Source organism: Streptomyces sp. CA189 (assembly GCF_056428985.1).
Genome location: NZ_JBWJVM010000051.1, coordinates 1 through 14,525 on the forward strand (window position 1 = coordinate 1; position 14,525 = coordinate 14,525).

The 14,525-nt window shown below is 71.9% G+C and carries 9 protein-coding genes; 4 read left to right on the forward strand and 5 right to left on the reverse strand.

Annotated features, from left to right (window positions below):
- Positions 1–378: 378 nt before the first annotated feature.
- The 3 genes from AC061S_RS29750 (at position 379) to AC061S_RS29760 (ending at position 7,082) form a co-directional block, all read left to right on the forward strand.
- Positions 379–879, forward strand: a complete 501-nt coding sequence (locus AC061S_RS29750; RefSeq protein WP_478688985.1) for a DUF6912 family protein — start codon at positions 379–381, stop codon at positions 877–879.
- A gap of 146 nt (positions 880–1,025) precedes the next feature.
- The gene (locus tag AC061S_RS29755; protein ID WP_478689019.1) at positions 1,026–1,703 is read left to right on the forward strand and encodes an HAD family hydrolase; all 678 of its coding nucleotides are present in this window, start codon (positions 1,026–1,028) and stop codon (positions 1,701–1,703) included.
- A gap of 396 nt (positions 1,704–2,099) precedes the next feature.
- Positions 2,100–7,082, forward strand: a complete 4,983-nt coding sequence (locus AC061S_RS29760; protein WP_478688986.1) for an NAD-glutamate dehydrogenase — start codon at positions 2,100–2,102, stop codon at positions 7,080–7,082.
- 184 nt (positions 7,083–7,266) lie between these two features.
- On the opposite strand, the gene AC061S_RS29765 is transcribed toward AC061S_RS29760, so the two are convergent.
- Complete coding sequence (locus AC061S_RS29765) at positions 7,267–8,061, reverse strand: ABC transporter ATP-binding protein (RefSeq protein WP_478688987.1); 795 nt, start codon at positions 8,059–8,061, stop codon at positions 7,267–7,269.
- On the reverse strand, positions 8,054–9,001 hold the full coding sequence (locus AC061S_RS29770; RefSeq protein ID WP_478688988.1) for an ABC transporter permease: 948 nt from the start codon (positions 8,999–9,001) through the stop codon (positions 8,054–8,056). Before AC061S_RS29770 ends, AC061S_RS29765 begins: the two co-directional genes overlap by 8 nt.
- Before the next feature lie 128 nt (positions 9,002–9,129).
- Between AC061S_RS29770 and AC061S_RS29775 the strand changes: the two genes are divergently transcribed.
- Positions 9,130–9,768 (forward strand): TetR/AcrR family transcriptional regulator, encoded by a 639-nt coding sequence (locus AC061S_RS29775; RefSeq protein ID WP_478688989.1) that lies wholly within the window; start codon positions 9,130–9,132, stop codon positions 9,766–9,768.
- Between the two features lie 127 nt (positions 9,769–9,895).
- Here AC061S_RS29775 and AC061S_RS29780 read toward each other — a convergent pair whose 3' ends face one another.
- From AC061S_RS29780 to AC061S_RS29790, 3 genes are all read right to left on the reverse strand, one after another.
- Entirely contained in the window at positions 9,896–12,145 is a 2,250-nt protein-coding gene (locus AC061S_RS29780; protein ID WP_478688990.1) for a bifunctional glycosyltransferase/CDP-glycerol:glycerophosphate glycerophosphotransferase, read from the reverse strand.
- A 128-nt stretch (positions 12,146–12,273) separates the two neighbouring features.
- The gene (locus AC061S_RS29785) at positions 12,274–13,155 is read right to left on the reverse strand and encodes a carbohydrate ABC transporter permease (protein WP_478688991.1); all 882 of its coding nucleotides are present in this window, start codon (positions 13,153–13,155) and stop codon (positions 12,274–12,276) included.
- Positions 13,152–14,486 (reverse strand): carbohydrate ABC transporter permease, encoded by a 1,335-nt coding sequence (locus AC061S_RS29790; RefSeq protein WP_478689020.1) that lies wholly within the window; start codon positions 14,484–14,486, stop codon positions 13,152–13,154. Before AC061S_RS29790 ends, AC061S_RS29785 begins: the two co-directional genes overlap by 4 nt.
- Positions 14,487–14,525: the final 39 nt, after the last annotated feature.

The window sequence follows — 14,525 nt, forward strand, 5'->3', positions numbered from 1 at the left end:
CTTCTACGGGGCTGCGAACACGCTCCGCAACGACGCCGCGGGGCCGCCCCGCGCCCGGCCGCCCTTCACCTATCCGGGTCGGTCCCCGGCTGCCCCCGGGCCCCGCCCCGGGTCCCGCGAGGAGCGAGGTGGACGCCGCGCGGCCCCGCCGCGGCACCCCGAAGGGGGACGCGGGCCGTCACGGACGGAGTCCGGGACCTCCGGGCGTGCTCCCGGCGTGACCCCGTCCGGCCCGGGCCGTCACCGGACGGAGTCCGGTACAGCCCGCCGAAGCAGCGGAGGCCCCCGGGGCCGAGGCGTGCGAGGGGGCGCCGCGAAGGAGTGGCGGCGGCCCGGTCGTATCCTGGGGGCGTTTCCGACTACCGAAAGCAGCCGGCCATGCGCGTGTACGTCCCCCTGACCCTGCCCGGGCTCGCCGAGGCGCACCGGGCGGGTGAGCTGGGCCCGGCTCCGCTGCGGGCGTACGCCGTCACGCCCGGGCTGCGCGAGTGGTACGTGTCGGACGACATCGAGGAGCTGGAGTACGCCGCCCTGACCAGGGCCGCCGCCGCCTCGCTCCGGATGATCGCCGAGGACGGGGCCGCGCCGCACAAGCGGGTCGTGGTGGCCGTCGACGTGGACGACAGGGCCGCCACCGCCACCCCCGGCGTCGACGAGGCCGCGCTCGGCCAGGTGGCCCTCGACGGGGCCGTACGGCTCTCGGTGGCGGCCGCGGTGCACGTGGACGCGGAAGAGGCCCTGGAGGACGTGAGCGCCGCCGTGGCGGCCGTTCCGGCCGCGGACGGGGGCGACGAGGACGCGCGGTCCACCGTCGACGGAGCCGAGGACCACGAGCTGCTGTGGTTCGGGGTCCAGGAGATCCCGGGGCTGCTGAAGTGAACCCGACACCCGAGAACCCCGTATCCGAGGGCCCCGCGCCCGTGCTCCCGACCCCCGAGGGCCCGGCGCTCGTGGTGCCGGCGCTCGTGGTGCCGGCGCCGGCGGGCACCGCTCCCGCGGGCCTGGCGGCCGCCGCGCCCGCTCCGGTGGTCCCGGCCCCCGCGCCGGCCCCGCACATCGTCTGGGACTGGAACGGCACGCTGCTCCACGACATCGACGCCGTCATAGCCGCCACCAACGCCTCCTTCGCCGAGCTCGGCCTCGCGCCGATCACCCTGGAGCGGTACCGCGAGCTGTACGTCGTACCGGTGCCGAAGTTCTACGAGCGCCTCATGGGCCGGCTCCCCACGGACTCCGAGTGGCTGGTCATGGACGAGGCCTTCCACCGCCACTACTGGGTGGCCGCCGAGGACGCCGGGCTCGCCGAGGGGGCGCTCGAACTCCTGCGGGGCTGGCAGGCGGAGGGGCTCACCCAGTCGCTGCTGTCCCTCGCGCCCCACGAGCAGCTCGTCCCGCTCGTCCGGGCGCACGGGATCGACGGGCACTTCCTGCGCGTCGACGGGCGTACCGGGCCCTCCCACACCACCAAGGCGGGACACCTCGTACGCCACATGGCTGCCCTGGACGGGACGGGAGTGACGGCCGGCCGTACGGTCCTCATCGGAGACGCCGTGGACGACGCGCTGGCCGCCGCACACGTGGGCGCGCGGGCCGTCCTCTATACGGGCGGTTCGCACAGCCGCGGCAGTCTGGAATCAGCCGGTGTCCCCGTCGTGGACAGCCTGGCGGAGGCCGTACGCACTGCTCGCGAGCTGGCCGGATAGCGACCGGAAGATGAGCGGAGAGCGACCGCGCCCCGGCCAGGCACGCACGGCCGGGCCAGTCCCTATCCAGAGTGTCAAAGTTACCCCCCCTCTTTTGTACACATACAGCTCATGACGAGCCGGGGGTGGAGCGAGATAGCCTGGTACCCGTGATCAGCGCGATAGTTCTCGGAGGCACTGAAGCCTCCGGCCGGCGCCCGGCGCACCACCGTGCCCGGGCCGTCGCTGATCCCCGCCCCCGGGACATCCTGCCGATCATGGCCGATTTCCTCCCGGTGGGCTCTCTCGACGGCATAGCGTCGATCCCGAACGGACACCGACATCCCGCCTCGCGGTGCTATGCCATTCCTTCCTTCACCTACGTCACGCAATGGCGCGCGACAGGAGCCAGAGGACATGCAGACCAAGCTGGACGAAGCAAAGGCCGAGCTGCTCGCGCGGGCGGCACGGGTAGCTGAGAACAGCCCGGCCGGGGGGCTACTTCCGACTGGGTCCGAGCAGGGGGAGCGTCCCGACCGGGACACGACTCTCGCCTACCTCCAGCGCTACTACCTGCACACCGCCCCGGAGGACCTGCTCGACCGGGATCCGGTCGACGTGTTCGGGGGCGCGCTCTCGCACTACCGGCTCGCGGCGAACCGTCCGCAGGGCACGGCGAACGTGCGGGTGCACACGCCCACGGTGGAGGAGAACGGCTGGACCTCCAGCCACTCCGTCGTCGAGGTGGTCACCGACGACATGCCGTTCCTCGTGGACTCCGTGACGAACGAGCTGTCCCGCCACGGGCGCGGCATCCACGTCGTGATCCACCCGCAGGTCGTCGTCCGCCGCGACGTCACCGGCAAGCTGATCGAGATCCTCGGCCCCGACTGCGACGCGCACGGTCCCCGCACCGAGCGCCCCCACGACTCGCTCGTCGAGTCCTGGATCCACGTCGAGATCGACCGCGAGACCGACAAGGCCGACCTCAAGCAGATCACCGCCGATCTGCAGCGCGTCCTGTCCGACGTACGCGAGTCCGTCGAGGACTGGGAGAAGATGCGCGACGCGGCGCTGCGCATCGCCCAGGACCTCCCCGAGGAGCCGACCGCCCCGGACCTGCGCGAGTACGAGCTCGAAGAGGCCCGCGAGCTGCTGCGCTGGCTCGCCGACGACCACTTCACGTTCCTCGGCTACCGCGAGTACAACCTCGTCGACGGCGATGCCCTGGCCGCCGTGCCCGGCACCGGCCTCGGCATCCTGCGCTCCGACCCGCTGCACCACGGTCAGGACGAGGCGCACCCCGTCTCGCCGTCCTTCAACCGGCTGCCGGCCGACGCCCGCGCCAAGGCCCGCGAGCACCGCCTGCTGGTGCTGACCAAGGCCAACAGCCGCTCCACCGTGCACCGCCCCTCGTACCTCGACTACGTGGGCGTGAAGAAGTTCGACGCCGAGGGCAACGTCGTCGGCGAGCGCCGCTTCCTCGGCCTGTTCTCCTCCGCCGCCTACACCGAGTCGGTGCGCCGGGTCCCGGTCATCCGCCGCAAGGTCGCCGAGGTCCTCGAAGGCGCCGGCTTCGCCCCGTCCAGCCACGACGGCCGCGACCTGCTCCAGATCCTGGAGACCTACCCGCGCGACGAGCTGTTCCAGACCCCGGTCGACCAGCTCCAGGCCATCGCCACCTCCGTCCTGTACCTCCAGGAGCGCCGCCGGCTGCGGCTGTACCTGCGCCAGGACGAGTACGGGCGCTACTACTCCGCGCTGGTCTACCTGCCGCGCGACCGCTACACCACCGGCGTGCGGCTGCGGCTGATCGCGATCCTGCAGGAGGAGCTCGACGGCATCAGCGTCGACTTCACCGCCTGGAACACCGAGTCGATCCTCTCCCGCATCCACTTCGTCGTCCGCGTCCCGCAGGGCACCGAGCTGCCCGTGCTGACCGACGCCGACGTCGAGCGGATCGAGGGCCGGCTGGTCGAGGCCGCCCGCTCCTGGGCCGACGGCTTCGGCGAGGCGCTCGTCGCGGAGCTGGGCGAGGAGCGCGCCGCCGAGCTGCTGCGCAAGTACGCGAACTCCTTCCCCGAGGGCTACAAGGCCGACCACTCGCCGCGCTCGGCCGTGGCGGACCTGGTCCACCTGGAGCGGCTGTCGGCCAGCGACCGCGAGTTCGCGCTGTCGCTGTACGAGCCGGTCGGCGCGGGCCCCGGCGAACGCCGGTTCAAGATCTACCGCACGGGCGAGCAGGTCTCGCTCTCCGCGGTCCTGCCGGTCCTGCAGCGCCTGGGCGTCGAGGTCACCGACGAGCGGCCGTACGAGCTGCGCTGCACCGACCGCTCCAACGCGTGGATCTACGACTTCGGTCTGCGGATGCCGCTGGCGACCGGCAACGGTGACGGCACGGCGACGGCCAACTACCTCGGCGACGACGCCCGCGAGCGGTTCCAGGACGCCTTCTCGGCGGTCTGGCAGGGCGACGCCGAGAACGACAACTTCAACACCCTGGTGCTCGGCGCCGGACTGACCTGGCGGCAGGCCGTGGTCCTGCGCGCGTACGCCAAGTACCTGCGGCAGGCCGGTGCGACCTTCAGCCAGGACTACATGGAGGACACCCTCCGCAACAACGCCCACACCACCCGGCTGCTGATCTCCCTCTTCGAGGCCCGGATGTCGCCGGGCCGCCAGTCCGCGGGCACCGAGCTCGTCGACGCGATGCTGGAGGAGCTGGACGGGGCCCTGGACCAGGTCGCCTCCCTCGACGAGGACCGGATCCTGCGGTCCTTCCTCACGCTCATCAAGGCGACGCTGCGCACGAACTTCTTCCAGCTGACCAACGCCGGCGAGCAGCACTCCTACGTGTCGATGAAGTTCGACCCGCAGGCCATCCCCGACCTGCCGGCCCCGCGTCCGGCCTTCGAGATCTGGGTGTACTCCCCGCGCGTCGAGGGCGTCCACCTGCGCTTCGGCAAGGTCGCCCGCGGCGGCCTGCGCTGGTCCGACCGCCGCGAGGACTTCCGTACGGAGATCCTCGGCCTGGTCAAGGCGCAGATGGTCAAGAACACCGTCATCGTGCCCGTCGGCGCCAAGGGCGGCTTCGTCGCCAAGAACCTCCCCGACCCGTCGGTGGACCGCGACGCCTGGCTCGCCGAGGGCATCGCCTCGTACAAGATTTTCATCTCGGCGCTGCTCGACATCACCGACAACATGGTCGGCGGCGAGGTCGTCCACCCCAAGGCCGTGGTCCGCCACGACGAGGACGACACCTACCTCGTCGTCGCCGCCGACAAGGGCACCGCGACCTTCTCCGACATCGCCAACGGGGTCGCCGAGTCCTACGGGTTCTGGCTGGGCGACGCCTTCGCCTCCGGCGGCTCGGCCGGCTACGACCACAAGGGCATGGGCATCACCGCCCGCGGCGCCTGGGAGTCCGTCAAGCGGCACTTCCGCGAGCTCGGGCACGACACCCAGACCCAGGACTTCACGGTCGTCGGCGTCGGCGACATGTCCGGCGACGTCTTCGGCAACGGCATGCTGCTCTCCGAGCACATCCGCCTGGTGGCGGCCTTCGACCACCGGCACATCTTCATCGACCCGAACCCGGACGCGGCGACCTCCTACGCCGAGCGCCGGCGCCTGTTCGACCTGCCGCGCTCCTCGTGGGCGGACTACGACAGCTCCCTGCTGTCCGCCGGCGGCGGGATCCACCCGCGCAGCGCGAAGGCCATCCCGGTCAACGCGCAGGTCCGCGCGGCCCTCGGGATCGAGGCGGGCGTCTCCAAGATGACCCCCGCCGAGCTGATGCAGGCCATCCTCAAGGCCCCCGTCGACCTGCTGTGGAACGGCGGCATCGGTACGTACGTCAAGGCGACGGCCGAGACGCACGCGGACGTCGGCGACAAGGCCAACGACTCCATCCGCGTCAACGGCTCCGACGTGTGGGCCAAGGTCATCGGCGAGGGCGGCAACCTGGGCCTGACCCAGCTCGGGCGCATCGAGTTCGCGCGCAGCGGCGCCGGCGGCGAGGGCGGCAAGGTCAACACCGACGCCATCGACAACAGCGCGGGCGTGGACACCTCCGACCACGAGGTGAACATCAAGATCCTGCTGAACTCGGTGGTCGCCGACGGGGACCTGACCGTCAAGCAGCGCAACAAGTTCCTCGCCGAGATGACCGACGAGGTCGGCCGGCTGGTGCTGCGCAACAACTACGCCCAGAACGTGGCGCTGGCCAACGGCGCCGCCCAGGCCCCCAGCCTGCTCCACGCCCAGCAGCGCTTCATGCGCCGCCTGGGCCGTGACGGCCTGCTGGACCGCGCCCTGGAGTTCCTGCCCAACGACCGGCAGCTCCGCGAGCTGCTGAACAACGCCAAGGGCCTGACCCAGCCGGAGCTGGCCGTCCTGTTCGCCTACACCAAGATCACGGTGGCGGACGAGCTCATCCACACCGGGCTGCCGGACGACCCGTACCTCGCCCGCCTGCTGCACGCCTACTTCCCGGGCGCGCTGCTCGCGAAGTTCCCCGAGCAGGTCGACGGGCACGCGCTGCGCCGCGAGATCATCACCACGGTGCTGGTCAACGACACCGTCAACAGCGGCGGCTCGACCTTCCTGCACCGCCTGCGCGAGGAGACCGGGGCCTCCCTGGAGGAGATCGTCCGGGCGCAGCTCGCGGCCCGCGAGATCTTCGGCCTGGCCGGGGTGTGGGACGCGGTCGAATCCCTCGACAACGTGGTCGCCGCCGACGTCCAGACCCGGATCCGGCTGCACTCGCGGCGGCTGGTCGAGCGCGGTACGCGCTGGCTGCTGAACAACCGTCCGCAGCCGCTCCAGATCACCGAGACCATCGAGTTCTTCGCCGAGCGGGTGGAGCGGGTCTGGTCGGACCTGCCGAAGCTGGTGCGCGGCGCGGACCTGGAGTGGTACGAGGCCGTCATGGCCGAGCTGATCGGCGAGGGCGTGCCGCAGGAGCTGGCGGCCAAGGTGGCCGGCTTCTCGTCCGCCTTCCCGACGCTGGACATCGTCGCGATCTCGGACCGTACGGGTGTCGAGCCGCTGGCCGTCGCCGAGGTGTACTACGACCTCGCCGACCGGCTGGACATCACCCAGCTGATGGACCGGATCATCGAGCTGCCGCGGGCCGACCGCTGGCAGTCGATGGCCCGCGCGTCCATCCGCGAGGACCTGTTCTCGGCGCACGCGGCGCTCACCGCGGACGTGCTGGCGGTCGGGAACGGGACCTCGACTCCCGAGGAGCGCTTCAAGGCGTGGGAGGAGAAGAACGCGGCGATCATCGGGCGGGCGCGGACGACTCTGGACGAGATCCAGGGGTCGGACGACTTCGATCTGGCGAACCTGTCGGTGGCGATGCGGACGATGCGCTCGCTCTTGAGGGCGCACGCGTAGCCCTGCGGGCGGCTGTACCGGTACGGGCCGGGCCCGGGACCCTCTTCGGGGTTCCGGGCCCGGCCCGTTCGTGTTCCGGTCCGTCGTGGGCGGGTGCGGCGCCGTTGCCGGGGGCGCTGCCCCCGGACCCCCGCTCCTCAAACGCCGGAGGGGCTGGATTTGGCCCGGAGGTGGTGGAGTTGGGTCAGCGCTTGTTGGTGAACTCTTCGTACGCGTCGCAGACCTCTTCCGAGGGGCCGTCCATGCGGAGGACGCCTGTTTCGAGCCAGATTGCGCGGTCGCAGGTTTCGCGGACCGTGCCGATGCCGTGGCTGACGAGGAAGACGGTGCCGGCCCGTTCGCGGAGCTGCTCGATGCGGGCCTGGCTGCGGCGCTGGAAGGCGGCGTCGCCGGTGGCCAGGGCCTCGTCGATCATCAGGACGTCGTGGTCCTTGGCGGCGGCGATGGAGAAGCGCAGGCGGGCTCCCATGCCGGAGGAGTAGGTGCGCATGGGCAGGGAGATGAAGTCGCCCTTCTCGTTGATGCCGGAGAAGTCGACGATCCCCTGGTAGCGCTCGCGGATCTGCTGCTTGGACATCCCCATGGCGAGGCCGCCGAGGACCACGTTGCGTTCGCCGGTCAGGTCGTTCATCAGGGCGGCGTTCACGCCGAGCAGGGACGGCTGGCCGTGCGAGAAGATCCGGCCGCGCGCGACCGGCTGGAGGCCTGCGATGGCGGACAGCAGGGTGGACTTGCCGGAGCCGTTGGTGCCGATCAGGCCGATGGCCTCGCCCTTGTACGCGGTGAAGCTGACGCCCTTGACGGCGTGCACCTCGCGGATGCCGGGAGCCGGCTTGCGGGAGAACAGCCTGCTCAGGGCCGCGGTCGCGCCGCCCTTGCGGCCGCCCGAGCCGTGCACCTTGTAGATCACGTGGACCTCGTCGGCGATGACGGTCGGGGTCCGGGTCTCGATCGGGGTTGCGGTTGCGGTGTCAGCCACGGCCGTACTCCTCCTCTGCCTTCCAGAAGAAAACGAACCCGCCGACGCCGGCGAGCAGCGCCCAGCCCAGGGCGATCAGCCAGACGTGCGGCGGGAGCTGGCCCGCCTTGTACGAGTCGATGAGCGCGAAGCGCATCAGGTCGATGAAGACGGCTGCGGGGTTGAGCTTGAGGGCCGTCGAGACCCAGTCCGGCAGGTGGTCCGTGCGGAGCATCTGGTCGATCGACCACATGACGCCCGAGGCGTACATCCAGGTCCGCAGGACGAAGGGCATCAGCTGGCTGACGTCCGGGCTCTTCGCCCCGATCCGCGCCATGGTCATGGCGCAGCCGGCGCAGAAGGCGGCCATGAGGAGGAGGGTGGGGAAGGCGAGCAGCCAGTTCAGGGTGGGGGTCTGGCCGAAGGCGAGCAGCAGGACGATCAGTGCGCCCATGGTGATCAGCAGCTGCTGGAAGAGCTGGACGACGGTGGACAGGGGCAGTGAGGCGCGCGGGAAGTGCAGGGCGCGCACCAGGCCGAGGTTGGACTGGACGGCGCGGGTGGAGGCGTTGATGCAGCTTCCGATGAAGTCCCAGACGAAGACGCCGGTGATCAGGAACGGCACGTAGTTCGTGATGCCGCGGCTGGCGTGCATGACGATGCCGAAGATGAAGTAGTAGACGGCCGCGTTGAGCAGCGGGGTCATCAGGTGCCAGACCTGGCCGAGGCTGGCCTGGCTGTACTGGGCGTGCATCCGGGCGGTGGCGTACGCGGTCACGAAGTGGCGCCGGCCCCAGAGCTGTGCGAGGTAGCGCGGGAGGGTGGGGCGGGCTCCGCTGAGGGTCAGGTCGTGGGCCGCCGCCAGCTCGGCGATGGGGTCCGGGGCCTGGTCCTTGCGCTTGTCCTTGGTCCGGCCCTTGGTGTTCGTGGGGGCCGGGGGTGGCGCGGTGGTCACAGTCACGGGGGTCGCTTTCGACGGGGTCAGGGCGTCGGCTGGCGATGGGACGGGTCCGTATCGTCGCTACGGTGAGGTTAGGTCGTTCGACGTCGGAACGCAACCGTATCGTCGTCGCGGGTTAAGCTCTGCTTATGACGCCTGAGCCTGCCGCCGCTGCCGCCGCCCCTGCCGCCCGTAGAGCCCCCGCGGGGGCCGCCGTTCTCCGTGAGGACGTGACCGAGGCGATCCGGGCGGCCGTCGTCGAGGAGCTGGCCACCGTCGGGTTCTCGAAGATGTCGATCGAGGGCATCGCGCGGCGGGCGGGCGTGGGGAAGACGGCCGTGTACCGCCGGTGGAAGTCGAAGCTGCACCTGGTGCTGGACCTGGTGGGGGCCTTCGCCGTGGACGGCCTGCCGGTGCCGTCGACGGGGTCGCTCTACGGGGACGTACGGGCGCTGCTGGAGGTGATGTCACATGTGCTGCGGCATCCGGTGGCCTCGGCGGTGATCCCCGACCTGCTGGTGGAGGCGGCGCGGAACCCGGAGATCGCGGATGCGGTGCGGGGGGCTCTGCTGGAGGGGCAGCGGCGGATGGCGGAGGGGATCGTCTCCGAGGCGGTCTCCCGGGGGGAGCTGCCGGTGGGGGTGGACGCGGGGAGGGCGCTCGATCTGGCGATCGGGCCGTTGTACTGGCGGCAGGTGGTCGTGCGGGACGCGGTGTCGCGGGGGTATCTGGATGACCTTGCGCGGTCGGTGGTCGCCGGGCTGACGGTCGGGGGGCCGGCGGCCTGAGGGGCTTCCGCTGCGCGGTGCGGAGTTCCCCTACCCGCCCTTCGCCCGTTCCCCGGGCTGTGCCCGGACCCCCCTGGGGCTCCGCCCCAGACCCCGCGCCTCAAACGCCGGCGGGGCTGGATTCGGGCTACGGCCAGCGGCCCGTCGTCAGGTGGGCCAGGGTGGGTTCCGGGGTGGCGGAGGGGGCCGCGGGGGTGGGGCGGCGGTCTTCCAGCGGGGTGATGGGGGTTGCTGGCTGGCTCAGGAAGACGCGGCGGACTACCCGCTCCGCCGCCTGGCCGTCGTCGTGCGTGCAGAACCGGGTCCGGAAGGACGTGCGGAGCTGTGCCGAGCGCGAGCCCTGCCAGTGGCCGGTGGAGAAGATGTCCACCAGCTCGTCCTCGGTGCGGGCGATCGCCCCCGGGGGGAAGGCGCGGAGGTCGAAGTACGTGCCGCGGGAGGCCTCGTACGCCTCCCAGTCGTCCGCGTGGATCACGATCGGGCGGTCCAGGGACGCGTAGTCGAACATCAGGGACGAGTAGTCCGTCACCAACGCGTCCGAGGCCAGGCAGAGTTCCTCGACGGAGGGGTGGGAGGAGACGTCGATGAGGCGCGGGTGGGGGTCCGGGGCGGGTGAGCCCGCGTACGTGAGGTGGGTGCGGGTGAGGATCGTGTAGCGCGGGCCCAGGTCGCGCAGGATGCGGTCGAAGTCCAGGTGTTCGGGGCGGCTGCGGCGGTAGTCGCGGTGGGTCGGCGCGTACAGGATCGCCGTGGAGCCCGGCGGGATGCCGAGGCGTTCGCGCATCTCCAGGACGTCGGCCTGGGTGGCCTGGTGGAACACGTCGTTGCGGGGGTAGCCGTATTCGAGCGTCGTGTACGAGGAGGGGACCGCCTTCTCCCAGACGAGGGTGGAGTGGCGGTTCGAGGAGAGCAGGTAGTCCCACTGGTCCGCGCCGCGGAGCAGGCCCGCGAAGTCCGTCGTGGGGGTGGCCGCCGGGCGGTCCTGGAGGTCGAGGCCGACCCGCTTGAGCGGGGTGCCGTGCTGCGTCTGGACGAGGATCTGGCCGGGGCGCTTGACCAGCGCACGGTCGAAGTTGACGTTCGTGACGAGGTAGGTGGCGCGGGCCAGGGCCGTCCAGTACGCCGCCGAGCCCGGGCGGAGGGCGGTGGTGTCGCGGGGCAGGGTCGAGGCGTGCGCCGGGTCGCAGATCCAGGCCGTCCGCATGCGCGGGGCGAGTTCGCGCAGCTTGGCCTCGATCGCCGCCGGGTTGCAGGCGTAACCGCCGTGCCAGTACGCGGAGAAGACCGCGAGCTCCGGGCGGAGCGGGAGCAGCCGCTGCGCGCGGTAGTGCAGGCGCAGAGCGGTTTCGCGCAGGCCCCGCCCCAGGGCGGCCCCGGCGCGGCCCGCCGTGAGCGAGGCCGAGCGGAGCAGGGAGAGGACGCGGTACGCGCGCCTCGTGCCCAGCCGCATCAGGAGGTGGCGGGTACGGTCCGTCCGGCTCAGCGACAGCGGCCGGGGGCCCGGCACCCGGTAGCGGCGCAGCAGGGCCGAGGCCCGGGCGAAGAACTCGGCCCGGGCGGCGCGCGGGAGCCGGCGCGGGTCCGCGTACAGGGCGCAGAAGTGCTCGGCCATCCGCCGGTGCACGGCGGGCCGCCAGCGCTCCAGCTCGGGGCGGGTGGCGAGGTAGCCGAAGACGCGGTCGTACTGGTCGAAGACGTCCAGGTGGCGGCGGGTGGACGTGGTCAGGATCGAGCCCGTGCGGCGCTGGCGGTAGTGCACGCAGACCCGGTCGAGGACGGCGACCGACTCCGCCGCCAGGAGCGCCGGATAGGTCCAGGGGGTGTCCTCGTAGAAGCCGGGCGGGAAGGCGAGGCCCTCGCGCTCCACGTACTCGCGGCGGTAGGTCTTGTTCCACACCACCATCAGCATGCCCAGGAGGGCGGGGCGGTCGGCGAGGCGGAAGCTGGCCGGGCCCTCCTCGGAGAGGCGGTGGGAGAGGCTGTTGCGGACCAGCTCGCCGGTCCAGTAGGTGCGCGCGTAGTCGTAGACGAGGACGTCCGGGGAGCCGGTGGCCTTCAGCCGGTCGGTGATGGCCTGCAGGGCGCCGGGCGCCAGGGTGTCGTCTCCGTCGAGGAAGACCAGGTAGTCGCCGGTGGCCCGGGACAGGCCCGCGTTGCGGGCCGGCCCCAGGCCCAGGTTGTGCGCCAGGTGCACGGCGGTCACCCGGGGGTCGCGGGCCGCGTAGTCGTCGATGATCGAACCGCAGGCGTCCGGGGAGGCGTCGTCGACCACGATCAGTTCGAGATCCGGGTACGACTGGGTCAGGACCGAGTCCAGACTCTCCTGGAGGTACGCCTGGACCTTGTACGCGGGCACGATGACGCTGAACCGGGGCACGGCACATCCAGGGGTCGGCGCGGGCATATGGCCCAGGAACCCCCGGCGTGGTGATCGGGTTACGCAGGGTGCGGCATTCGGGTTACGGAGCGTCAACCACGCACGTCAATGCCGTGATCCACACCGCTCTACTTGATCGCTCCGGCCATCACCCCCGAGACGAACTGCCGCTGGAAGGCGAAGAAGACGACGAGCGGCACGACCATCGACAGGAAGGCGCCGGGCGCCAGCACGTCGATGTTGTTCCCGAACTGCCGTACCTGCTGCTGGAGCGCGACCGTGACGGGCGGGTGCGCCGAGTCCGCGAACACCAGCGCGACCAGCATGTCGTTCCACACCCACAGGAACTGGAAGATGCCGAGCGAGGCGATCGCCGGACCGCCCAGGGGCAGTACCACCCGCGCGAACAGCCGCAGTTCGCCCGCCCCGTCGAGTCGGGCCGCCTCCAGCAGCTCGCGCGGGATCTCCGCGAAGAAGTTGCGCAGCAGGAACACCGCGAACGGCAGCCCGAAGGCGGTGTGGAAGAGGACCACGCCCGCCGTGGTCTCGAACAGGCCGATGGAGCCGAAGAGTTCGGAGACCGGGATCAGCGCCACCTGGACGGGTACGACGAGCAGCGCGACCACGATCAGGAACAGCCAGTCGCGGCCGGGGAACTCCAGCCAGGCGAAGGCGTATCCGGCGAACGCCCCCAGCGCGAGGACGAGCAGGGTGGCGGGCACGGCGATGGCCGCCGTGTCGAGGAGCGAGCCGGTGACGGTGTCGTTGGCCAGCAGCCGCTCGTAGTTGTCGGCCGTCAGCCGGGAGGGCGCCGTCAGCGCCTGCCACCAGCCGCCGTCGTTCAGCGCGGTGGGGGACAGGAAGGAGGAGACCAGCAGCCCGAGCGTGGGCAGCAGCCAGAACAGGCCCGCGAGGACCAGGAAGACGCGCAGCGCCCCGCCGGCCGCCCGGGAGGCGAGGGACCGCGCGGTCGGCGGGGTACGGGGCGGGGCGCCCGGCAGTGTGCTCATCGGCGGGCCTCCCGGCGCATCCGGCGGATGTTGTAGGCCATGACGGGAGCCACCAGGACCAGCAGGAGCACCGCGATGGCGCTGCCCAGCCCCGGATCGGCGTCCGTGCCGAAGGAGGTCCGGTAGAGCTGGAGCGCCAGGACGTTCGCGTCGTCCTGCACCGCGCCCGGGGCGATCACGAAGACCAGGTCGAACACCTTCATGACGTTGATGACCAGGGTGACCAGCACGACGGCCAGGACCGGCGCCAGCAGCGGCACGGTGACCCGCCGCAGCACCTGCCATTCGCTCGCCCCGTCCACCCGCGCCGCCTCCAGCAGCTCGCGCGGTACGGCGGCCAGCCCGGCCGCGATCAGCACCATCGCGAACCCGGCCCACATCCACACGTAGGCCCCGATCACCGCCGGGGTCACCAGCGTCGGGCCGAGCCACTCCACGCCCCCGTACGCCTCCCGGAAGTTCGAGGCGGGCAGCCGCAGCAGTGCGCCGTCGGCCGCGGCGGACAGGGTGAAGGTGCCGTCGGCCCGGGTTTTCGCCGAGTCGACCACCCGGCCGTCCTTGACCGCCTCGACCCGCAGCCCGGAGAGCGCGGACTCGGTGGCGTCGACCGTGTTCGTCGCGCCGCCCCCGCCCCGGGTGAAGTCCTGCCAGGCGGTGCCGGTGACCTTCCCGGGCTCGGCGGCGGCCGGCCGTGCCGTACGCGTTCCCGGGGGAAGCGCCTCCGGGGCGATGCCGACCAGCGGGAGCGGTGCGGGCACGCCCGCCCGTACCGGATCGCGGGTCACGTACGCGCCCCCGTCCGCCGGGACCAGCGGGGAGTCCCGGCCGGGGCGGGCCTTGGGGAACGCGGAGGACTCGGCGAAGGTGTCGTGGACGCCGACCCAGACGGCGTTGGCCACGCCCCGGTCGGGGTCGGCGTCGTAGACGAGCCGGAAGATGATGCCGGCGGCGAGCATCGAGATGGCCATCGGCATGAAGACGATCAGCTTGAAGGCCGTGCCCCAGCGCACCCGTTCGGTCAGCACGGCGAAGAGCAGGCCGAGCGCGGTGGCGGTGACCGGGGCCAGCACGACCCAGATCGCCGTGTTTCCCAGGGCGGTGCGGATCGTGTCGTCGCGCAGGATCTCCCCGTAGTTTCCGGCGCCCACGAACTCCTCGCCCGAGCGGTCGAAGAAGCTGCGGTAGAGCGAGTACCCGATGGGGTGCACGACGAGCGCGCCGAGCAGGACGAGGGAGGGCAGGAGGAACGCCGCCGCGGTCAGCCGGCGGCGCCGGCTCTCCGCGCTCCTGCGGCGCGACGGGGAGCCGGGGCCGGTCGCGGGGCGGCGCATCACCGGGGAGGCCCCGGGGGATCCGGTGGGGGAGGCCAC